Genomic DNA, 21729 nt, shown 5'->3' with positions numbered 1-21729 from the left:
TCGGGAGACAGGACGAGGCGGTGGTCGATGGTAGCAGAGCACCACTGGCGCCCCGGCCCGCTTCGGCCATAATCGGCCGCACGACAGTCAGCGGGGAGCGGCATGGCGGAGCAGGAAGTCGAGCAGTGCGACGTGGCGGTGATCGGCGGCGGGCCCGGCGGCAGCACCGCGGCGGCGCTGCTGGCGCGCCGCGGCTACAAGGTCATCGCGCTGGAGAAGGCGCACCACCCGCGCTTCCATATCGGCGAATCGCTGCTGCCGATGAACCTGCCGGTGTTCGAGCGGCTCGGCGTGCTGGACAAGGTGCGCGAGCTCGGCGTGTTCAAGCCCGGCGCCGACTTCGAGGCCGACAACGCGCGCGGCTACAACACCTACGCGTTTGCCCGCGCGATCGGGCAGAGCCCGCCGCATGCCTACCAGGTATGGCGGCAGGATTTCGACCGGATGCTGTACGGGCATGCGCGCGAATCCGGCGCCGACGCGCGCGAAGGGCACGAGGTGGTACGCGTCGAGCAGCGCGGCCCGCGCGAGAGCTGGCTGGACGTGCGCACCGACGACGGCCGCGGCTACGCGATCCAGGCGCGCTATGTGGTCGACGCCAGCGGCCGCGACGCGCTGCTGGCGACGAAGCGCAAGCTGCGCCGGCGCAACGACCAACACCAGAGCGCGGCGATCTTCGGCCACTTCCGCGGCGCCGCGCGGCGCGAGGACGAGGACGCCGGCAACATCAGCATCTACAGCTTCGCGCACGGCTGGATGTGGATGATCCCGCTACCGGACGGGGTGATGAGCGTGGGCGCGGTGTGCCGACCGGATTACCTCAAGCAGCGCAAGGGCCGCACGGTCGAGTTCCTGTTCGACACGCTGAAGCTGAGCCCGGCGCTGTGGGCGCGCGTGCAGCACGCCGAACTGATCGACGACGAGGTGCGCGTCACCGGCAACTACTCCTACGACGCAAGCCGCATGGGCGGGGCGGGTTGGGTGCTGGTGGGCGATGCGTTCGCCTTCCTCGATCCGGTGTTTTCCTCCGGCGTGTACCTGGCGATGAGCGGCGCGGAGCAGGCCGCCGCGGTGGTCGACCAGGCCTTGCGCGAGCCGCAACGCGAGCCGGCCTTGCTGCGCCGGCTGGAGAAGCGCCAGCGCGCCGGCATGGCCCGTTTCTCGTTCTTCATCTACCGCTTCAACGGCCCGGTGATGCAGCAGATGTTCCGCCAGCCGCGCAACACCTGGCAGCTGGAGCAGGGCGTGATCTCGATGCTCGCCGGCGACCTGTTCGACACCCCGAAAGTGCTGTGGCGACTCAAGCTGTTCAAGCTGGTCTACGCCATCTGCTTCCTGCGCGACTGGCGCCGCAGCCGCGCCGAACACCGCTACCGCCTGGCCCAGGCGCGCGCGCAGTTCACCGGCGGCAACACGCCGCTGGACGAGGTTTGATCGAGGTCCCCCTGCGAATGCAGGGGAAGAGTCAGTCGGCTGTCGCGCTACCATGTGTGGTCGTCACCCGAACGCACGCTCATGGCCAAACTCTATTTCTATTACTCGGCGATGAACGCCGGCAAGACCACCACGCTGCTGCAGAGCGCGTACAACTACCACGAGCGCGGCATGCGCACGCTGATCCTCACGCCGGCGCTGGACAACCGCTTCGGCGATGGCGTGGTGGCCTCGCGGATCGGCTTGAAGGCGCGTGCGCGGCGCTTCCGCGGCGAGGAGAACCTGCTGGCGCTGGTGGAGGCCGACATCGCATCGCACGGCCCGCTGCACTGCGTGTTCGTCGACGAGGCGCAGTTCCTCAGCAAGGCGCAGGTGTGGCAGCTCAGCGACGTGGTCGACCAGCTCGGCATCCCGGTGCTGGCGTTCGGCCTGCGCACCGATTTCCGCGGCGAGCTGTTCGAGGGCAGCCGCTACCTGCTGGCCTGGGCCGACGAACTGCAGGAGATCAAGACGATCTGCCACACCGGACGCAAGGCCACCATGGTGGTGCGCGTGGACGAGCACGGCCGTGCCGTCACCGACGGCCCGCAGGTTGAGATCGGCGGCAACGAACGCTATGTCTCGGTGAGCCGCGCGGAGTTCAAGAAGATCAGCGCGGGCAACGGCCGCATCGAGCTGCAGCAGACCGTGCTGCCGCTGGGTGAGCGCGAATGAACCGACCCATCAAGGAACCTGCATGAGCGAAGCCACCACCCCCGTCAGCTGGCCGCGGCCGTACTGGCAGCCTGGCGAAGAAGAGGCCGTGCTGCAGTTCTACGTGTTCGGCAAGTTCGAGCCGGAATTGTTGATTCCGTCGCCGCGCTACGGCAGCCCGGGCCTGCCCGCGGGTGTGGAGATCCAGCGCTTCCAGAACGCGGTGCTGCGCCAGTGGGAGGGTTACCCGTTGAATGGCGCGCTGGGCGGCCTCATCAGGGAAGACACGCCGGATGCGTACGAGCAGGCGCGCATCGCGCCGGAGGTGCTGGTGGTGCGCGGCGTGCTCAAGGACGGCGCCAGCCTCGACTACCTGCGCGACACGCTCGGCGTGCTGGCCGGCATGCTCGACGTGGGCGGTACCTCGATTCTCGATCCGCAGATCCTCACCCTGTTCGATGCCGCACACTGGCGTCGCCACTACCTGGTCAAGGACGGCGCGCCGCCACGTCACCACGTGCTGATCCTGCGCAGCGGCGAAGATGCCGCCGATCGCTCGTGGATCCACACCCGCGGCATGCGCAAGTTCGGCCGCCCCGACCTCAGCCTGCACAACGTGCCCGACCGCGATGTCGACCGCGCCGGCGTGTTGTGCGAGCGGCTGGTCGAACTGCTGTCGCTGGGCGCGCACTTCAGCGCCGGCCAGCAGTTGGAGGTCGACGGCCTGCCGGGCGGCCTGGTGGCGCAGCCGGGCGGCAGCCTCGACGACCCCGAGTTCAACAACACCCACGTCGCGTTCCGCTGGCCGGAGTGACGCGCCGGTTCAGCGCTGGCAGCGCGGGCACCAGAACGTCGAGCGCTGCCCCAGCGTGACCTGCCGGATCGGCGTGCCGCAGACGTGGCATGGTTCGCCCGCGCGCCCGTAGACCATCAGTTCGCGGAAGAAGTAGCCGGGCGCGCCGTCGGGGTTGAGGAAGTCGCGCAAGGTGGTGCCTCCGCGTTCGATCGCCCAGGCCAGCAGGCGCTTCACTTCGGCGGCCAGTCGCGCGTAGCGCGCCCGCGAAACGCTGCCGGCGGCGCGGCGCGGGTCGATGCCGGCGCGGAACAGCGCCTCGCTGGCGTAGATGTTGCCCACGCCGACGACGACCGCGCTGTCCATCAGGAACAGCTTCACCGCCGCCGTGCGGCCGCGCGAGAGATGCCACAGCAGGTCGCCGTCGAACGCGTCGGTCAGCGGCTCCGGACCCAGCTTCGCCAGCAGCTCGTGTGTCTCACCCAGGGGTTGCCACAGCAGGCAGCCGAAGCGGCGCGGGTCGGTGAAGCGCAGGATGCGCGGCGCCTGCGCCGGCGTGCGTTCCAGCGCGATGTCGACATGGTCGTGCCTGCCCACCGGCGCGTCCGGCGGCAGCACGCGCAGCACGCCGGACATGCCCAGGTGCAGCAGTGCGCTGCCGATCCCGGTGCGCAGCAGCAGGTATTTCGCGCGGCGCTCCACTGCCTCGATGCGCTGGCCGGGCAGCAGCTCGCTGATCTCCGGCGGAATCGGCCAGCGCAGGTCGGGCCGGCGCAGGATCACGCCGGTGACGCGGCGGCCGACCACGTGGGGCGCGATGCCGCGGCGGGTGGTTTCGACTTCGGGCAGTTCAGGCAAGTGGTTGTCCCGCGGCTCAGTGCAGCTCGGTGGTCGCCGTCGCCGGCGAACGCGGCACGTAACGCGACGATACCAGCGCGATGCGCTGGCCCACACGCACGTAATGCTGCGGCCCGGTGACCGAGCTTTCGCCGAATTCCAGCACCTGCCCATCCAGCACCAACACCGCCCGCGGCGGCGCCAATCCGATCTTTGCCGGCTCGAAATCGCTGGCCGGGCGCCAGCTGAGCACGTGCGCCGCGGCGGTATCGGCCAGGTCGCTGAGCCGCGCGTCGATGGCGCGCACCGGCGTGCCGTCGGTACGCCACCAGTGGCCGTCGCGTTTTTCGTAGTGCAGGGTCGGCGCGCCGGGCAAGGTCAGCGCGATGCGGCTGATGCCGGCCGGGTCGAGCGCAGTGAGGTTGCCGGGCTCGTTGCGCGCGTCACGCTGCCATTGCCAACCGGCCAGTAGAGACAGGGCCACTACGGCGAGCAGCAGGAACACGCGCTGTCGGGTATTGCGTTTCATCGTTCAGCGGCGTCGCCGGCGCCACACGATCAGGCCGCCGATCAGCAGCAGCAGCAGCGGCAGTGCGACCAGGAAGCCGAAGCTCAGCGCGTTCAGTTCGGTTTGCGAAATCTGCAGCAGCCGGTCCGGCGCGCCGCGCGGCGGCAGCTCGACCAGCTTGTCGTCGCCGAGCAGCCAGTCGAACACGCGCTCGCCCAGCGCGCGGTTGCCGCCGTTGCCGAGGAAGGTATTGGACAGGAAATCGCCGTCGCCGATCACCACCGCGCGCTGCTCGCTCTTGTCCGGGCTGGGCGACAGCCGGCTCAGCGCGAAGCCGAAATCCAGCGGCCCCTTCAGTTCGCCGGCGTCGGCGTCGAAGCGGATGTCCGAGGGCTTGCTGTTGTCGATCGGCTGGAACTCGGTCCAGCTCTGTGCGCCGGAGCGCAGGAACGGCGCGACTGCCCAGTCGCCTTGCGTCACCTTGGCCAGCGCGGAGGCTTGCGGGAACAGCGTGGTCAGGGTGAAGCCGTGGGTGATCGCCTGCGGCGGGTAGTCGCCCAGCGCGATCAGGCGCGGGTCGTGCAGGCCCAGCGCGGTGCCGGAGCCGTCGACCAGCACGCCGGGCAACACGCGCACGCCGAGCGCGTCGGCCAGCGGCTTGAGGCCGAGGTCGTCGTTCGCCGGTTCGCTCAGCCACAGCAGGTTGCCGCCGTTGCTCACGTAGCCGACCAGCGCCTGCACCGCGCCGGGCGGCAACGCCAAGGTCGGGCTGGCCAGCACCACCAGGTCGGTGTGCTCGGGCACCGCGGTCACTTGCGCGAAGTTCAGCGGTACCGCGCGCATGCCGCGCGCTTCCAGCTGCGCCATGAAGGTGCCGAGATCGGCGTTGGCCTGTCCGTCCGCGCGGCGTTCGCCGTCGCCGGTGACGAAGGCCACGATGCGGTCGCTGCCGCGCAGCAGGCGTTCCAGCGCATTGGTGAGGCTGCGTTCGGACAACTCGTCCAGGCGTTGCTCGCGATCCTTGTAATGCAGGATCAGCGCGCCGTCGACGGTGATGCCCAACTCGCGCATCTTCGCCGGGTCCAGTTGCGGGTCGACGAAGCGCAGGCTGAGGTCGCTCTTCACCGCCTGGTAGCGCTGCAGGAAACCGGCCACGGTCTGGCGCAGGCCGCCCTGCGGGTTCGCGTAGCTGACGATTTCCACCGGGCCGTCGAACCGGGCCAGCACCGCGCGGCTTTCCGCCGACAGGCTGGTGCGGCCGTTCGCGGTCCAATCGGCCTGGTGCGCGTAGCGCGTGCTGAGGTAGCCGATCGCCGCAGCCGCCAGCACCAGCAGCAGCGCGAACAACCAGCCGTCCAGACGTCTGAACAGCGCGCCCATCAGTTGCGCTCCTTGTCGGCCGCCAGCCGGCGCGTGGCCAGGGCCAGCGCCAGCGCGATCAGCAGCGCGAACCACACGATGTCGGCGCTGGAGACCAGTCCGCGCAGCAGCGGCTGCAGGTGCGTGCTCATTGCCAGCCAGTTGATCGCGCCGCCGTTGATGCCGGCCATCTGCGCGCCCAGGTTCACGCTCCACAGCGCCAGCGCGATCACCAGCGCGGCGGCGGCGGCGAGCGCCGGGTGCGAGGCGAAGCTGGAGCAGGCCACGCCGATCGCGGCCAGCGCGGCCAGCATCAGCGCCAGGCCCAGCGTGGCGGCGGCCAGCTTGCCCCAGTCGAAGTGCGTGGCGTGCATCAGCGCCAGCGGCATCGCCAGGGTCAGCACCAGCCACAGCAGCAACCAGCCCAGCACGGCCAGGTACTTGCCCAGCACGATGCGCGAGGCCGGCACGCCGGCGGCGAACAACAGGGGCAGGGTGCCGTTGCGGCGTTCGCCGGCGATCGCCGACATGCACAGCAGCGGCACCACCAGGAACGCCAGCTGGGCCAGCTGGCCCAGCAGCGGCACGCCGACCAGGTCGGTGAAGCCGGGCCCGTCCGGCAACGCGGCGCGCTGGATCTGCCCGGCCAGGAAACCGCCCAGCAGCAGGGTGAAGTTCCATGCCAGCCAGGCCAGGGTCAGCGCCGCCAGCACCCAGGCCAGTGGGCGTACCAGCAGCCGGCGCCATTCCAGTCGCGTCACGGCGACGGTGCCCATGAAAGCGCGGTTCATGCGGCGCGCGCCGATTCGGTGCTGCCGTTCATCGCGATCCCGAAAAAGGTTTTCTCCAGCGCGGCATGGTCGTCGGCGCGCACCGCACCGTCGTGACGCAGCGTGCCTTCGTGCAGGATCGCCACGCGATCGCAGACCGCGGTCACCTCGGCGAGCAGGTGGGTGGACAGGATCACCGCGGTGCCGCCGGCGGCCTGTTCGCGGATCAACGCGCGCAGCGCGGCGACTTGCACCGGGTCGAGCGCGTTGGCCGGCTCGTCCAGCACCAGCAGGGCGGGGCGATGCAGCAGCGCGCAGGCCAGGCCCAGCCGCTGGCGCTGGCCTTGCGACAGCACGCCGGCCAGGCGCCGGGCCAGCGGCTGCAGTTCCAGCCGCTCGATGATGGCGGTGCGCGCCTGGCGCAGCGCGGCGCCGGCCAGTCCGCGCAGGCGGCCGTATGCATCGAGATGCTCCTCGACGCTGAGCTCGGCCCACACCGGCGCGCGTTCCGGCAGCCAGCCGATCTGCGTGCGGGCCAGTTCCGGGTGTTCCAGGAAATCCTCGCCGTTCAGCTCGATGCCGCCGCTGTCGGGGCGCAGCGCACCGGCGATCATCGACAAGGTGGTCGACTTGCCGGCGCCGTTCACGCCCAGCAAGCCCATCACCTGGCCGCTTTGCAGGCTCAGGCTCAGGTCCTGTACCGCAGCGCGGCCGGCGCGGCGGCGACTGAGCCGGTCCAGTTGCAGGATGGTCCTGGGTGAATCGGGGGCGTTCGGAGTCATTGCGTGATTGTCACGGCGCCCCCATGGTTAAACAACAGGCACGGGCGGCGGACGCGAATAACGTCACCTTAGCTCCCCACCCTTGACCGACTGCTATGATTCGTGGTCAACACCATGCTGGCGGGTACGGAAACCCCCGATTTACACTGACTTGTCCCTCACCCGGTGCTATCCATGCTGAACGCGGTACTCAATTTCCTCAACGATGGTCTCACCGGCGCAAGCTGGGGCCAGATGCTGGTGTATCTGCTGATCATGACCCAGCTCACCATCTTCACGGTGACGCTGTACCTGCATCGCAGCCAGACCCATCGCGGCGTGGATTTCCACCCGGCGCTGGCGCACTTCTTCCGTTTCTGGGGCTGGCTCACCACCGGCATGGTCACCCGCGAGTGGGTGGCGGTGCATCGCAAGCACCACGCCAAGGTCGAGACCGAGGAAGATCCGCACAGCCCGATGATCTACGGCATCAAGAAGGTGTTCTGGGACGGCGTCTCGCTGTACCGCGACGCCTGCGAGTCGAAGCAGGACATGGAACAGTACGGTCGCGGCACCCCGGACGACTGGGTCGAGCACAACGTCTATGGCGCGCATCCGTACTGGGGCCCGACCCTGATGCTGCTGATCAGCATCGCGCTGTTCGGCGTGATCGGCGCGGCGCTGTGGGCGGTGCAGATGATCTGGATCCCGTTCTGGGCCGCCGGTTTCGTCAACGGCATCGGCCACTGGGCCGGCTACCGCAATTTCGAGAGCGCCGACACCGCGCGCAACCTGATCCCGTGGGGTTTCTGGATCGGCGGCGAAGAGCTGCACAACAATCATCACGCGTTCCCCAGCTCGGCCAAGTTCGCGCTGCGCAAGTGGGAATTCGACATCGGCTGGGCGGCGATCTGCGGCCTGCGCGCGGTGGGCCTGGCCAAGGTGCTGCGCGTGGCGCCGTCGCTGGATGTGCGTCCGAACGTGCGTCTGCCCGATGCCGAGACGCTGAAAGCCGTGCTCACCCACCGCTTCCAGGCGATGACCGACTACTACCGCGGCGTGATCCTGCCGACCATCAGCGACGAGGCACAGCACGCCGGCGAGAGCATCAAGTCGATGCCCCGCCGCATGCGCCTGGCGCTGGCCGACGGCGGCCGCTGGCTCGACAACGAAGGCCGCGACCGCATGCAGGCGGTGCTGGCCAGGCGCCCGACACTGAAGACCGTGTGCGATTTCCGCAGCCGCCTCGCAGCCCTGATGGAGCAGCGCGGCGCCGAGCAGGCGCTGAAGGGCCTGCAGCAGTGGATCCATGAGGCCGAAGAGAGCGGTATCCGCTCGTTGCAGGAATTCGCGCAGCGGCTCAAAGGCTACAGCGTCGCGACTGCCTGACGTCGCCGCGAAAGCACATGCACCAGCAAAACCCGCCCGATGGCGGGTTTTGCTTTTGAGAGACTTCGACGGCTGGGGAAGCGGATGGGCCTGCGCGTATTGCTGATCGGTGCCGGCGGCGTATTCGGTTCGCGCATTGCCCGCCAACTGGCCGGCGATCCGCGCTTTCGCCTGACGCTTGCCGGCCGGCAGCTGGCCAGCCTGGCGGCGTTGCGCGAAAACCTGGGTGATCCGTCAGTGCAGTTGGCCGCACTCGACGTGGACACGGTCGGGCTGGCCGAGGCGTTGACGGCGCTGCGGCCGCAACTGGTGATCCACGCCGCCGGTCCGTTTCAGGCGCAGGACTATCGGGTGGCCGAGGCCTGCCTGGCCTGCGGCAGCGACTATGTCGATCTCGCCGACGGCCGTGATTTCGTCAGCGGAATCGGACGTCTGGACGGCCAGGCGAAAGCGGCCGGCTGCCTGCTGGTCAGCGGCGCATCCACGGTCCCGGCGTTCAGCAGTGCGGTGGTGGATGCGTTGCTGCCGCGGTTCCGTTCGCTGGAAACCATCGAGCACGCGATCAGCCCGGGCAACCGCACCCCGCGCGGCGACGCCACGGTGGCGGCGATCCTCGGCTATGGCGGTCGGCCGCTGCGCGTGTGGCGTGACGGCCGCTGGCAGCGTGGCCATGGCTGGATGTCGACGCGTCGGCAGACGTTTCCGTTCGGCCGGCGCTGGGTCGGCCTGTGCGACGTGCCGGATCTGGAATTGTTCCCGGCGCGCTACCCCGGCGTGCGCGGGGTGGCGTTCCGCGCCGGGCTGGAACTGCGCCGCTTGCACTTCGGTACGCTGGCCGCGGCGTGGCTGGTGCGGCTGAGCCTTATCCGCGACCTGGCGCGGCATGCGCCGAGGCTGCGCCGGATCAGCGAGTGGTTCCTCGACGCCGGCAGCGACGTGGGCGGCATGGTGGTGGAGCTGGTCGGCCGCGATAGCCTGGGCAAACCGCTGCGCTTGCGCTGGTCGCTGAGTGCGGCAGCGGGCGATGGCCCGCAGATTCCCGCGATGCCGGCGGTGGTGCTGGCGCGCAAGCTTGCCGAGGGCGCGTTGTCCACGCGAGGCGCGATGCCGTGCATGGGCCTGTTCACGCTGGACGAGGCCCTGGCTGCGCTCGAGGGCTTCGCGATCGACACGCAGCTGGACGTGCTTACGGCATGAAGCGTGCGCGCTGCTCCGGCGCGGGCAGGAAACAGGTGCGGCTTTGCCCGAAGATGCGGTAGCGATGGCGGGCGACGAAGCGGTACATCGGGTCGCGCAACCAGCGCGGCACCAGCCGCATCGCGCGGCCCAGCCAGCGCCAGCGGCGCGCGCCCAGGCCGCGCAGCACTTGGGCGATCGCGTCGCTGTCGGTGTAGCCGCGGCCGCCTTCCACCAGCAGGAAGGACAGCGGCGATTCCGGGTCCAGCCCGTGCGCGAGCAGCAGGGCGCGGCCGCTGTGAGATTGCATCGAGGCGAAGCGGTAGCGTGCCGCGCGATCGTGCTTCAGCAGGAAACGCACCCAGCGGCTGCACAGCAGGCAGACGCCGTCGAACACGATCACCGGCGCGGTGGACTCAGCGGCCATCCGGCACCGGCTCCAGCCAGCCCCGGTAGCCGATCAGCTGGCCCAGCATCGGCAGCCGCACGTCCACGCTGAAGTGGTAGCGGCCGTCGCGGAAGCCGCTGCGCGAAAGCACCTGACCGTGCAACGCGCGCGGCAATGGCAGGCCAAGCACATGCAGGCTGCGCAGCTGCCAGTCGATCGCGTCGCCATCGCGGCGCAGGGCGAAGCCCAGCGTGGCCGGCCCCAGACGCTCGTAGAGCAAGGGCGAACCGGGGCGGCGCCGCAGAGTCGAGCGCATGCATCGGTTGGCGAAGCGGCGGGTCCATACCTCGCGTGTGCCGTGGCGTTCGATCGTCAGCGCCAGTGGCTGCTGCGGTCCCGGCGGCGGCAGGCCGAGCAGACGGCGCAGGCAGCGTGCGGGAAAATGGCTGGCGCCAGCGACGTCGGCTTGGCCGTTCGCATGCAGGGTCGGGGCGGGTCCGTGCATCGCCTGCACGGCGATGGGCAACGAGCGCCAGTCGGCGTCGCCGAGCAGGTCGAGGAACAGGGCGGTGGAGGTCATCCGGGCATGATGCGGGATGGCCGGGCTTCGGGCAAAAGAAAACCCGCCGGGTGGCGGGTTTTCCTGGAGGAATCAAGATCGCTGTTGCGGGTGCTGATGTGGTGGCAGGAGCAAGAGCGATCCCTGCCTTCGCAGGGATGACGTTCTGACAGAGCCACTCGCGCAAAGCGCGAGTGGGTCAGAACGTCACTTGATCTTGCCTTCCTTGTAGATCACGTGCTTGCGCACGACCGGGTCGTACTTCTTGAACTCGAACTTTTCCGGCGTGTTCTTCTTGTTCTTCTGCGTGGTGTAGAAGTGGCCGGTGCCGGCCGAGGAGATCATGCGGATCTTGTCTTGCGATTTGTTAGCCATGGCTCAATCCTCAGACCTTGTCGCCGCGGGCGCGCATCTCGGCAATCACGGCCTCGATGCCATTCTTGTCGATCGTGCGCAGGGCGTTGTTGGAAACGCGCAGCTTGATCCAGCGGTTCTCGCTGGGAACCCAGAAACGACGCTCATGCAGGTTCGGCAACCAGCGGCGACGGGTGCGGTTGTTGGCGTGCGAGACGTTGTTGCCGCTCTGCACACCTTTACCGGTGACTTGACATACACGGGCCATGACTTGCCTCCGTAATTCTTGATTGACACCCGTTGGCCAGGGTGAGATCGGCCCAGCGGCGCCATGCGCCACGCGATGCTGGAGTTGTCGCAACGCATGATCGTGAGGTCCGTACCGCGTGGCGGACCGCCCGGAAGCACCGGGTCGACAGAGGCGAGCCGCGTATTCTCGCAGAAAAACAAGGCCATGCGCAATCTTCCCGGGTTCCGCAGGCGTCCCGCGGCGTGCGCGCCGCGGGGATGTATGGAACAATCGGTCTCTTTTATACACACGACCCAGACCCGAGGAACTCCCGATGGCACAAGAGATCACCAACGACCAGGCCAACGGCCAGGCCAGTCAGCCGCAGCTGGTGATGCAGAAGATCTACGTGAAGGACGTGTCCTTCGAGGCGCCGAATGCGCCGCAGATCTTCCAGGAGATCGACGAGAAGGACCAGCCGCAGGTGCAGTTGAACCTGGGCCAGAAGGCTACCGACCTCGGCAACAACCTGTACGAAGTGGTGCTCAGCCTCACCCTGACCTGCACGATCGGCCAGCGCACCGCCTACCTGGCGGAAGTGGAGCAGGCCGGCCTGTTCGGCATCGCCGGTTTCAACGAGATGGACCACGCCGGCATCATCGGCAGCTACTGCCCGAACCTGCTGTTCCCGTATGCCCGCCAGGTGATCTCCTCGCTGGTGCTGGAAGGCGGCTTCCCGCCGTTCCTGCTGCAGCCGATCAATTTCGACGCGCTGTTCGCCGAGCAGCAGCGCCGCATGATGGGTGGCGACGACGCCCCGGCCACGCTCAACAGCTGAGCCGTGTCCATGCCTGAAAACCCGAAGCTGACCGTCCTCGGGGCCGGCTCCTGGGGTACGGCGCTGGCGGCGTTGACCGCGCGCAACGGCGTGCCGACCACGTTGTGGGGGCGCGACCGCGAGGTGCTGGCGGCGCTGGCGGCGAGCCGCTGCAACCAGCGCTACCTGCCCGACATCGAGCTGCCGGCAACGCTGGTCTACGAGAGCGACCTGGCCCGCGCCGTGCGCGGCGCCGGCATCGTGCTGATCGTGGTGCCCAGCCATGCGTTTGCCGCGATGCTGGCCGAACTGGCGCCGCTGCTCGACGCGGGTACCGCGATCGCCTGGGCGACCAAGGGCTTCGAACCGGGCACCGGCCGCTTCCTGCACGAGCTGGTGGCCGAACGGCTGCCCGGCCGTGCCGCGGCGGTGGTCACCGGCCCGTCGTTCGCCAAGGAAGTCGCCGCCGGCCTGCCCAGCGCGGTCACCGTGCACTCGGACGACGCGGCGTTCGCGCAGCAGCTGGCCGGCTTGCTGCACGCGCCGAACCTGCGCGCGTACTCCGGCGGCGACGTGCTCGGCGCCGAACTCGGTGGCGCGATGAAGAACGTGCTGGCGGTGGCCACCGGCATCGCCGACGGCATGCAGCTGGGCTTGAACGCCCGCGCCGGCCTGATCACCCGCGGCATGAACGAGATGCTGCGCCTGGGCATGGCACTGGGCGCACGGCCGGAAACGCTGATCGGCCTGTCCGGCCTCGGCGACCTGGTGCTCACCTGCACCGGCGACCTTTCGCGCAACCGCCGGCTCGGCTTGGCGCTGGGCCAGGGTGTGGCGATCGACGAGGCGGTGCGCCGGATCGGCCAGGTGGTGGAAAGCATCCTCACCGCCGACGAGGTGGCGCGGCTGGCCGACAAGCATGGCCTGGACCTGCCGATCAGTGCCGGCGTGCGCGCCGTGCTGCACGGCGAGGTCACGCCCGTGGAAGGGCTCAAGGCGCTGATGGCGCGCGAACAGAAGCCGGAATATCCGCAGGGTCTGTTCGGTACCGCCTGAGCCATTCGTCGCGCACCCGGGTCGCTGCGATCCGGCTGCGATTTCGACGGTCGCATCCTGCCCCTGCGCTGCTAAGCTCAATGTTTTGGTCGTCGCAACGGACCGCATGCGCATGCAGCAACCGGACGAGAAACAGCAAGCCGCCACCGCGCCCCCCGGCGAGGACGAAGCCCTGCCGCAGGCATGGCGGCGGCTGCTGGCCGCGCCGAAGCCGGCCGTGGCCGACGATCACGGCGTGCTCGGTTTCTTTCTGGAAGTGATGCCGGAAGAAGGCGCCGCGTTCGCCCGGCTGGACGTGGCGCCCGTGCTGCTGGCCGTGGTCGAGCATGGCCGCTACGCGCGGCCGGCGCCGCTGGACAGCCGGCATCTGGCGCAGTCGTCGCTGCAGCCGCACGAGCAGCGCCTGGCCGCGACCATGCTGGGATTGCCGCAGAGCGTGCGCAAAGGCCGCAGCTACGCGCGCCTCGGCGGCCACGTCGGCGATACCCTGCTGGCCGAGATCCTGGACACCGCGCCGTGCTTCCTCGGCGGCCTGGCCGGCCTGCGGCTGTCGCGCGGCAAGTCGCACCAGCTCAACTGGCATTGGCAGATGGAAGCGGACGGCAGCCAGCGCCTGTTGCCGGTACTGCCGCACAGCCAGCGCCTGCTGCGCATCGACGGGCTGTGGTACCTCGATGCCGAGCGCGCCACCGTGGGCCGTTTCGACGCCGCGACCGAGGAAACCCGCTGGCTGGAGCTGCCGCCGCTGAAGCACGAGCACGGCCGCCGCCTGCGCAACCGCCTGGCGGGCAGCCGGCTGGCCACGCGGGTGCCGTTGCCGCTGGTGTTCGGCGAGGTGCGCCGTTCGGAACTGGCGCCGAAGCCGGTGCTGACCCTGCATGCGCTGACCCGGCACGCCCGGCTGGCTGCCGGCACGCCCCCGCTCGGCTACGCGCGGCTGGCCTTCGACTACGCCGGCGAACGCCTGCCCGGCCGCGGCGGCGAGCCGCTGGTGCGGCGCGTGCGCAACGGCCAGCTGGTCGAGATCATCCGCCGCCGCGCCGAGGAACTCAGCGCGATGGAGCAGCTCGAACGTGCCGGACTCACCCCGGGCGTGGATACCGAAGGCCTGCCGTGGGACGTGGCCGAAACCCTGCCCGACGACGCCTGGCTGTTTCCCGGCACCGGTTACGCAGGCGCGCTGGAGGTCAACACGCCGGCGCGCTGGCTGGCGTTGCGGCCCAAGCTCGAGGCGGAAAACTTCCAGGTCGAGTACGCGCCGAGCTTTCCGTTCGAAGTGCTGGAAGGCCCGGTGCACTGGTACGGCCAGGCCGTGGAAGACGCCGACGACCACGCGTTCGACCTGGAAATCGGCATCGAACTGGACGGCCAGCGGCACAACCTGCTGCCCGCGGTTGCGCAGGCGCTGGCCGAGCACCAGTTGAACCTCAGCCCGGCGCCGAACGAGCCGGAAGACGCGGTGTGGTACGCGCCGGTCGATGCGCGCCGGCGCGTGCCGGTGCGCCTGAAGGAACTGCGCGGGCTGCTGGCGCCGCTGGCCGAATACCTGGAGAAGCCGCGCAAGAAACTGCATCTGCCGCGGGTCCAGGCCGGCCGGCTGGAAGAACTCGTCGCGGCGATGCCCGGCGGCAGCACGCTGGAGGCGGCCGAACCGCTGCTCGGCTTCGCCGCGCGCCTGCGCGACGCCGCCGAGCGCGCCAGCGACGCGGTGCCCGACGGGCTCACCGTCGAACTGCGGCCGTACCAGCGCGAAGGCCTGCGCTGGCTGAACGCGCTGGCCGAAGCCGGCGTCGGCGGCGTGCTGGCCGACGACATGGGCCTGGGCAAGACGCTGCAGTTGATCACCCATCTGCTGTCGCTGAAACAGGGCGGCGCGCTGACCCAGCCCGCACTGGTCGTGGTGCCGACCAGCCTGATCCCGAACTGGCAATCGGAGATCGAGCGCTTCGCGCCGATGCTGCAGGTGCTGACCCTGCACGGCCCGCAACGCGCCGAGGAATTCGCCCAGCTCGGCGCGCAGGACATCGTGCTGACCAGCTACGCGCTGCTGCCGCGCGACGTGGTCACCTTGAGAAAGCAACCGTTCGCGCTGATCGTGCTGGACGAGGCGCAGCAGGTGAAGAACCCGCGCACGCAGGCACGCCGTGCGCTGCTCAGCCTGCGTACGCCGCGCTACGTCTGCCTCACCGGCACGCCGCTGGAAAACCACCTGGGCGAGCTGTGGTCGCAGATCGATTTGGCGGTGCCCGGCCTGCTCGGCGACGAGGGCGCGTTCCGCCGCTACTACCGCGTGCCGATCGAGAAACAGCGCGACGAGGAATGCCAGCAGCGGCTGAACCTGCGCCTGGCGCCGTTCATCCTGCGCCGGACCAAGGCGCAGGTGGCGAAGGAATTGCCGCCGAAGACCGAGATCACCCGTCGCGTGGTGCTGGAGGGGCGCCAGCGCGAACTCTACGAAGGCCTGCGCCTGTCGCTGGCCGAGGAACTGCGCGAGGTGATCGCGCAGCGCGGCATCGCGCATTCCGGCATCGTGGTGCTGGACGCGCTGCTGAAATTGCGCCAGGTCTGCTGCGACCCGCGGCTGGTAAAATTGGAAGCCGCGCGCGGCGTGCACGAGTCGGCCAAGTTCGAACTGCTGATGGACATGCTGCCGGCGCTGCTCGACGAAGGGCGCAAGGTGCTGCTGTTCTCGCAGTTCACCGGCATGCTGAAATTGATCGCGGCCGAGCTGGACCGCCGGCGCATCCGCTATGTCACCTTGACCGGCGACACGCGCGACCGCGCCGAGCCGGTGCAGCGTTTCCAGAACGGCGAGGTGCCGCTGTTCCTGCTCTCGCTGAAGGCCGGTGGCGTCGGCCTGAACCTCACCGCAGCCGACACCGTGATCCACTACGACCCGTGGTGGAACCCCGCCGCCGAGGCGCAGGCCAGCGATCGCGCGCACCGCATCGGCCAGGACAAGCCGGTGTTCGTGTTCCGCCTGATCACCTCGGGCACGGTGGAAGAGCGCATCGAGGAGCTGAAGGAGCGCAAGGCCGAACTGGCCGCGGCGGTGCTCGAAGGCGGCGGCAGCCGCGAGAAGCTCAGCTTCGACGAAGGCGACCTGGACGCGCTGCTGGCGCCGGGCTGACTTCCGCCGACGTGACCGCGACGCGCGGATGCGCGTCGGCGCTTCGGCGATCAGCGCGTATCGTCCTCGCGCCGCGACTGTCGCAGCAGGCTCCAGGCCATGCCGGCCACGGCCAGCGCGCCGCCGACCAGCACCAGCCACAGCAGCAGGCGGGTCCAGTCGAACGGCGCCTTGGGCGCGAGCAGGGCGGCCGCGCCACCGGCGTCGCTGACCGCGCCCAGCGTGGCCAGCGGCGGTTGCCAGTCGGCGCCGGCGTCGCGCGGACGCAGTCGCTCCAGCGCCGCCTCCAGCGGATAGTCGCCGCGGCGTGCGGCATGGCTGCCGACGAGCAGGCTGTACGGGCCGCTGCCTTCGGCCAGGAACACGAACACATCCGGCCGCCATGCCACCTGCAGCGACGGCGGCTGGGACAGCGGCGTGTCGGTGTGCAGGCGCAGATGCTGCACGCGCGTCGTCGCGAATGCGGTAGCCGGGTCTTCACCCGCGCCTGTGCCGATGCGCACCGCGGTAATCGTGGCCAGCATCCGCCCGTTGTTTTCGTCGTGGTCGAGCAGGCTGAACCGCGCCGCCGTATTGTCGCCGCCGAGCACGACCCGCACCGCCTCCACCGGCAAGGCAGCGGGCAGGGCGTAGTCGTAATCGGCGCCACCGCTGGCGACGGGCGCCACCGGCGCGGCCGGCAAGGTCAGCCAGTGGCGTGCCGCCATGCGTTCGGCGAGCGGGTCGGCATAGCTGCCGCGAAGTTCCACCTGCGGCGTCTGCGCGCTGTCCCATGGCGCGACATCGTTCTGGCGAAGGCTCAGTCGGTAGTAGCGCGCCGGGGTGTCGCCGCGCAGCGCGATCGCGTGCTGTTCCACCGCGTCCCCGCCGCGTTTCACGCTGACGATTTCGGTGTCCTGGCTGCGCTCGCTCCATGCCTGCAGGTCGTTGCTGGCCTGCACCGAGAGATGGAAGCGCGAGTCGACCGGCAGGGCGGCCGGGTCGATCTCGATGCGGTCCAGGCTCACCTGGCGCCGGGCGTCGACCAGCCATTGGCCTGGCCGGGTCGATGCCGATGGCATGTCCGGCTGCTCGATCACGATGTCGCCGTTGCTGTTGCGTTGCACGCGCACGCCGGTGCCGTTACCCGTACTGCCTGGCGGCAGCGGCAGCAGGGCCGCGCGCAGCGCAAACGGATGCGACCGCGGCGGCGCCGCGGGCAGGGGCGCAAACGGCACCTCCTGCCCCTGCGCATTGACCACCACCAGATCGCGCAGGTTGGCTGCGGGCGTGGATGAGGCGTACACCGCCGGCGTCAGCTCGATTCGCCACGCCGCGCTGCTGCCCACGGTATCCAGCGTGTAGCGATAGGCGTAGTCGGCTGGCGTGCCGGCGCCGGCCGTGAGCGGCAGCAGCAGGCACAGCAGCCACGCGCGCCGCTTCGGCAACAAGGCATCAAGGCGCATCGGCGGCCTCCCCGGTGGACGTCGATGGCAGGCGCGGCGGCGCCGGTGCCAGATAGCCGATGACCGTGCACAGCAGGCCGTAGGCAATGAACGAGGCAATTCCGAACAGGTTGCCCAGATGACTGCGATCGATCAGCAGCAACTTGGCCAGCACCACGCCCATGGTCACCGCGCCGGCCAGCCAGAGCAGCCGCTGGCCGCGCCGCGAACCCCATACCCAGGCCAGCAGGCCGAACACGCTCCAGACCACGGTGAGCGACATCTGCGCCAGGCTCGAATCGAACAGGGCGGCGTTCCACGGTACGTGACCGAGCTGGTGCACGGCGCGCAGCGTGGCACTGGTGACCACGGCCATGCCGAGAACGCCCAGCACCATCGGCCGGCCCTGGCGCAGTGCTGCCACCGTCGCGCTATCGCCCAGCCAGCGTGCGATCAGCAAGGCGATGAGGATCAGCAGCAACTCCAGCGGATTGAGCAGCGGCAGGTACGTCATCGGCGCGGTGTCACCGGCCATGAACAACCCGGCCAGCCAGTACAGGCCCAGCACGAAAAGAACCGAGCCGAGCAAGGGCGGGCGCAGCTTCGGCAGCAGTTCGACCAGCGGCGGCGCGATCCAGTGCGGCCGGGCCAGCGCCAGCGCCGCCAGCGCGCACAGCGGCAGCAGGACCAGCAGCAGCATCCAGGCGCCGGATATCCCCGGCGTGCCCTGCAACAACAGCGCCTTGATCGTGGCGCTGGCCACCAGCGCCCAGCGCCACAGCCAGCCGAGCTGGGTCAGCATGGCCGGTCGCGGCCAGCTGCGCAGGCATTGCAGCGTGCGCCAGCCCAGCGCTGCCGCGGCCAGGGTCGTCAGCAGGTTCCAGCCCCACAACGGCGGCTGTCCATCCAGCAGCTGCCGCAGCACCAGCGGCAGGATCGCGGCGAGCAGGATCGGCGCCGTCCACGCCACCACGGTACCCAGCTCGAAGCGCGGTCGTCGCCGCGCCGCTTCGGCGGCAGCCCAACCGGTAAGCGCGAGCAGGCCCATCGCTGCCGCGGCTTCGCCCGATGTGCCGACGTGGCGGTCGATTTCATTCCAACTGGCGCCGAGCCACCAGCACAGCCCCCACCCGTACAGCAGCACCGCGGTCCAGCGCTGCAGCACCGCGTCCGTGCCCAGCCGCGCGTAGAACGACGCGCTGGCGAACGCCGCGGCCACCAGGATCAGGGCGCCGATGAAGTCACGATCGAGCCACGCCGTGGCGAGCATCGGCGCGCTGTCGCTGCGCCCGATCACCAGCGCGAACGCCGCCGCCAGCTGCAAGGCCACGCCGCTCCAGCGCGCCAGCCGGCGCTGCTGGCGCAAGCCGAGCCAGATCAGGCCGGCGCCTTCCAGCGCGAAGACGCTGCCGGTCAGGCTGGCGCTGAGTGCCAGCGGCACCGCCAGGGTGGCGAACGCGATCGCCAGCACGGCCCAGGCGTCGCGCAGGATGCCGAAGTGGTCGCGTCCGCGGATGCTCCATGCCACCGCCACGTAGATGACCGCCGCCGCCAGCGCGGAAAACGCCAGCGGCTGTCCGCGCCATTGCAGCAGGGCCGCCTGCAGCAGCAGGCTGATCAGCGGATTGCCGAACAGCAGGCAGCCGTCGATCAGCTTGCGTTGATCCGGCGCGGCGCGGTGCAGGTACAGCAGCGGGATCGCCAGGTAGAACAGGAAATTCAGGATCAGGAAGGGTTCGGTGCTGGCGAACAGTTCCGGCCGGTACTGCAGCACGCCCCAGGCGCTGCCGATGCCGAACGTGGCCACGAAACCGAGCAGGTTGAGCACCCGCCACGAACGCTTCCACGCGATGCCGAGAATGGCCAGGTTGAGCACGGCGTAGTAACTGAACAGCGCGACGTGACTGCCGTGGCCGGTCGAGGTGAGGATCGGCGCGAGGAAGCCGGCGAGCAGGCCGAGCACCGCCAGCGCGAGCGCTTCCTGCAACACCGCCAGCAAGCCGACGCCGGCCACCAGCACCATCAGCAGCACGAACGCCGCCGGCGGCGGCAGCAACGCGTACAGGCGGAATGCGGCGAACACGGTGATCAGCAACACGCCGATCGCGCCACCCTGCAGCGACAGCGCGAACACCCGCCGCTCGTCGCGCTGACGCCAGCCCACCAGCAGCGCGATGATCGCCGCCAGCGCCACCAGGCTCAGGCGCAGGCCGATCGGCACGCGCAGCATCCCGGCGTCCGAGGCGTATTTCAACAAGGCCGCCACGCCGGCGAACAACACCAGCATGCCGATCTTCACCGGCACGTTGCCCTCGGTGAACCAGCTCTTGATGCGCGCTATCGCCGCGGTCGCCAGGTCCGGCTGCGTGTTGTCCGGATGCGCCGGGGTGGCGGCGCGCGGTTGCGGCGTGGCGCTTGGAATGGGCTGCGTCAGCGGTGGCGGCACGGCGGGCGCCGGCGCGTCGGAATACGCGGCGTCGTAGCGGGTTTCCTGCAGCGTCGCTGCCGGCGTGGCAGCCGGCGGTTGTTCGGAAGGCCGCGCCGGCGTCGGCGTCGCGACGCGCTGCGCCAGCGCCCGGTCGAGCAACGCGCGGGTCTTGTCCAGTTCGCCGCGCAGATTTTTCTGGCGCGCCCAGATCAGGCCTAGCAGCACGCCGGTCAGCATGCCGTACAGATGGCTGCCGGAACCCGAGCCGTCGATCGTGCCGACGACCATGAACACCACCAGTCCCGCCAGTGCCCAACCGATATACATGAGCTCCCCCCGAGCCACGCCGCCTCACGTCAGGGCCGGCTCGAACAGTCTGGCATGGAACGTCAATCGGTCGGTAGGCAGGACGGTCGCCGCAGGTGGGCGACTTTTTTCACGGGCGCTCAGGTCGACGGCGGCAGGCGCGTGCGCAGCAGCGCGTCCACCGACTGCTGCCATTCCGGCGAACCGGGTTTCGACTGCGGCGCTTCCTGGCCCAGCTTGTTCTGCACCGCGCGGTTCCATTCGTCCGAACCGCGATCCGGGCCGTGGCCGTCGTCGCTGATGTTCAGCGATCGATCGACCCACGCATACCATTCCGGGGAACCGAGTGCGGCATTCGCCGGTGCAGGCTGGCTGGTGCCGGATTGCGGTGGCGCAGGCGAGGGCGAGCACGCGGCGAGCAGCAGGGCGAGCGGCAGGCTGGCGACGAGGCGGCGCATGGAAGGCTCCGTGGGCGGTTGGTCATGAGCCTACTGCGGGCACGCGCACGGGTGATTAATTTTTCATGATGCGCGGCGGCGCGGTTCAGCGAGAGTGGCCAGCGGCTCAGTCGCGCGCGGTCACCTCGTCAAGGTGCCACAGCAGGTCGGCCGGGTCATCGTACACGCGGAACGCGCCGGACTGCTGCAGCTCGGCGTGGCCGTAGCCGCCCGAGAGCAGGCCCACGCCAAGCGCGCGGGCGCGCTGCGCGGCGAGCATGTCCCATACGCTGTCGCCGATCACCAGCGACTGCTGGATGTCCACGCCCAGCCGCGCGGCGGCGGCGAGGAACAGGTCGGGGTCGGGCTTGGCGTGGCGTACCTGGTCGCGCGTCACCACCGGCACCTTCGATGGGTCGACGCCGAGCGCCTCCAGGTTGGGCGCGGCGGTTTCCATCCGCCCGCTGGTGGCGATCGCCCATGGAATCCGCCGCTCGGTGAGGTAGTCCAGCAGTTCGCGCGCGCCGGGCAGCGGCCGCACCGAGCCCTGCGCGTGCTGCCGGTTGAACGCCTCGGCATGCCATCGGCGCAGGCGGTCGAGGCGGTCCGCGGTGATCGCCAGCCCGGTCTCGCGCAGCAGGATGTTGGCGAACAGCCCGCCGCTCATGCCGATCTTGCGGTGGATGCGCCACACCGACAGTTCCACGCCTTCCCGGTCCAACGCCTCCTTCCACGCCAGTACGTGCTGGTAGACGCTGTCGATCAGGGTGCCGTCGAGGTCGAACAGGAAGGCGGTGTCGTGGCGGGGCATGGGGGCTCTCCTTCGTCGGCCCGGCGACGGAGAACCGTCATCAGGTGGTGATGATGCCGCATCGGACGGA

At 69.8% G+C, this 21729-nt stretch carries 21 protein-coding genes; 8 read left to right on the top strand and 13 right to left on the bottom strand.

Annotated features, from left to right (window positions below; genetic code table 11):
* Positions 1-102 precede the first annotated feature (102 nt).
* The 3 genes from KK131_RS07095 to KK131_RS07085 all read left to right on the top strand — a co-directional run bounded on the left by KK131_RS07095 (position 103) and on the right by KK131_RS07085 (position 2941).
* The gene (locus KK131_RS07095; protein ID WP_214555967.1) at positions 103-1434 is read left to right on the top strand and encodes an NAD(P)/FAD-dependent oxidoreductase; all 1332 of its coding nucleotides are present in this window, start codon (positions 103-105) and stop codon (positions 1432-1434) included.
* 81 nt (positions 1435-1515) lie between these two features.
* Positions 1516-2148 (top strand): thymidine kinase, encoded by a 633-nt coding sequence (locus tag KK131_RS07090; protein ID WP_214555966.1) that lies wholly within the window; start codon positions 1516-1518, stop codon positions 2146-2148.
* 22 nt (positions 2149-2170) lie between these two features.
* Positions 2171-2941 (top strand): hypothetical protein, encoded by a 771-nt coding sequence (locus KK131_RS07085; protein ID WP_214555965.1) that lies wholly within the window; start codon positions 2171-2173, stop codon positions 2939-2941.
* A 9-nt stretch (positions 2942-2950) separates the two neighbouring features.
* Here KK131_RS07085 and mutM read toward each other — a convergent pair whose 3' ends face one another.
* From mutM to KK131_RS07060, 5 genes are read right to left on the bottom strand one after another with little or no spacing between them, the layout of a single operon-like run.
* A complete protein-coding gene (gene mutM, locus KK131_RS07080) occupies positions 2951-3778 on the bottom strand; it encodes a bifunctional DNA-formamidopyrimidine glycosylase/DNA-(apurinic or apyrimidinic site) lyase (protein ID WP_214555964.1) in 828 nt (275 codons plus the stop codon).
* A 16-nt stretch (positions 3779-3794) separates the two neighbouring features.
* Positions 3795-4286: a hypothetical protein gene (locus KK131_RS07075; RefSeq protein ID WP_214555963.1), complete on the bottom strand. Its 492-nt coding sequence runs from the start codon at positions 4284-4286 to the stop codon at positions 3795-3797.
* 3 nt (positions 4287-4289) lie between these two features.
* Positions 4290-5645, bottom strand: a complete 1356-nt coding sequence (locus KK131_RS07070; protein WP_214555962.1) for a GldG family protein — start codon at positions 5643-5645, stop codon at positions 4290-4292.
* A complete protein-coding gene (locus KK131_RS07065; RefSeq protein ID WP_214555961.1) occupies positions 5645-6415 on the bottom strand; it encodes an ABC transporter permease in 771 nt (256 codons plus the stop codon). Before KK131_RS07065 ends, KK131_RS07070 begins: the two co-directional genes overlap by 1 nt.
* Entirely contained in the window at positions 6412-7176 is a 765-nt protein-coding gene (locus tag KK131_RS07060; protein WP_214555960.1) for an ABC transporter ATP-binding protein, read from the bottom strand. The genes KK131_RS07065 and KK131_RS07060 overlap by 4 nt, the downstream gene beginning before the upstream one ends.
* Positions 7177-7350: 174 nt before the next feature.
* On the opposite strand from KK131_RS07060, the gene KK131_RS07055 reads away from it, so the two are divergent.
* Together KK131_RS07055 and KK131_RS07050 are read left to right on the top strand one after the other, a co-directional pair.
* On the top strand, positions 7351-8544 hold the full coding sequence (locus KK131_RS07055; protein WP_214555959.1) for a fatty acid desaturase: 1194 nt from the start codon (positions 7351-7353) through the stop codon (positions 8542-8544).
* 84 nt (positions 8545-8628) lie between these two features.
* Positions 8629-9741, top strand: a complete 1113-nt coding sequence (locus tag KK131_RS07050; protein ID WP_214555958.1) for a saccharopine dehydrogenase NADP-binding domain-containing protein — start codon at positions 8629-8631, stop codon at positions 9739-9741.
* On the opposite strand, the gene KK131_RS07045 is transcribed toward KK131_RS07050, so the two are convergent.
* From KK131_RS07045 to rpmB, 4 genes are all read right to left on the bottom strand, one after another.
* Positions 9731-10147: a thiol-disulfide oxidoreductase DCC family protein gene (locus KK131_RS07045; RefSeq protein WP_214555957.1), complete on the bottom strand. Its 417-nt coding sequence runs from the start codon at positions 10145-10147 to the stop codon at positions 9731-9733. The genes KK131_RS07050 and KK131_RS07045 overlap by 11 nt on opposite strands.
* Positions 10137-10688, bottom strand: coding sequence for a DUF4166 domain-containing protein (locus KK131_RS07040; protein ID WP_214555956.1), 552 nt, complete (start codon positions 10686-10688; stop codon positions 10137-10139). Before KK131_RS07040 ends, KK131_RS07045 begins: the two co-directional genes overlap by 11 nt.
* 186 nt (positions 10689-10874) lie before the next feature.
* Entirely contained in the window at positions 10875-11042 is a 168-nt protein-coding gene (rpmG, locus tag KK131_RS07035; RefSeq protein ID WP_007513765.1) for a 50S ribosomal protein L33, read from the bottom strand.
* A gap of 10 nt (positions 11043-11052) precedes the next feature.
* Positions 11053-11289, bottom strand: coding sequence for a 50S ribosomal protein L28 (rpmB, locus tag KK131_RS07030; RefSeq protein WP_056388163.1), 237 nt, complete (start codon positions 11287-11289; stop codon positions 11053-11055).
* A 295-nt stretch (positions 11290-11584) separates the two neighbouring features.
* Between rpmB and secB the strand changes: the two genes are divergently transcribed.
* From secB to KK131_RS07015, 3 genes are all read left to right on the top strand, one after another.
* On the top strand, positions 11585-12088 hold the full coding sequence (gene secB / locus KK131_RS07025) for a protein-export chaperone SecB (RefSeq protein ID WP_214555955.1): 504 nt from the start codon (positions 11585-11587) through the stop codon (positions 12086-12088).
* Positions 12089-12097: 9 nt separating this feature from the next.
* Complete coding sequence (locus KK131_RS07020; protein ID WP_214555954.1) at positions 12098-13123, top strand: NAD(P)H-dependent glycerol-3-phosphate dehydrogenase; 1026 nt, start codon at positions 12098-12100, stop codon at positions 13121-13123.
* A gap of 112 nt (positions 13124-13235) precedes the next feature.
* Positions 13236-16253: a DEAD/DEAH box helicase gene (locus tag KK131_RS07015; RefSeq protein WP_214556675.1), complete on the top strand. Its 3018-nt coding sequence runs from the start codon at positions 13236-13238 to the stop codon at positions 16251-16253.
* Between the two features lie 50 nt (positions 16254-16303).
* On the opposite strand, the gene KK131_RS07010 is transcribed toward KK131_RS07015, so the two are convergent.
* The 4 genes from KK131_RS07010 to KK131_RS06995 form a co-directional block, all read right to left on the bottom strand.
* Positions 16304-17698 (bottom strand): DUF3999 family protein, encoded by a 1395-nt coding sequence (locus KK131_RS07010; protein WP_214555953.1) that lies wholly within the window; start codon positions 17696-17698, stop codon positions 16304-16306.
* Positions 17688-20432, bottom strand: a complete 2745-nt coding sequence (locus tag KK131_RS07005) for a DUF2339 domain-containing protein (RefSeq protein ID WP_250887036.1) — start codon at positions 20430-20432, stop codon at positions 17688-17690. Before KK131_RS07005 ends, KK131_RS07010 begins: the two co-directional genes overlap by 11 nt.
* A gap of 119 nt (positions 20433-20551) precedes the next feature.
* Positions 20552-20869, bottom strand: coding sequence for a hypothetical protein (locus KK131_RS07000; RefSeq protein ID WP_214555952.1), 318 nt, complete (start codon positions 20867-20869; stop codon positions 20552-20554).
* Positions 20870-20975: 106 nt separating this feature from the next.
* Positions 20976-21659 carry an HAD family hydrolase gene (locus KK131_RS06995; protein WP_214555951.1) on the bottom strand — a complete coding sequence of 228 codons (684 nt, stop codon included), beginning with the start codon at positions 21657-21659 and terminating at the stop codon, positions 20976-20978.
* Positions 21660-21729: the final 70 nt, after the last annotated feature.

Origin of the sequence: Rhodanobacter sp. LX-99, from assembly GCF_018599185.1 — a bacterium.
Taxonomy (GTDB): Bacteria; Pseudomonadota; Gammaproteobacteria; order Xanthomonadales; family Rhodanobacteraceae; genus Rhodanobacter.
The sequence above is the reverse complement of the archived record's forward strand: the minus strand, read 5'-3'. Positions and strand labels throughout refer to the sequence as shown.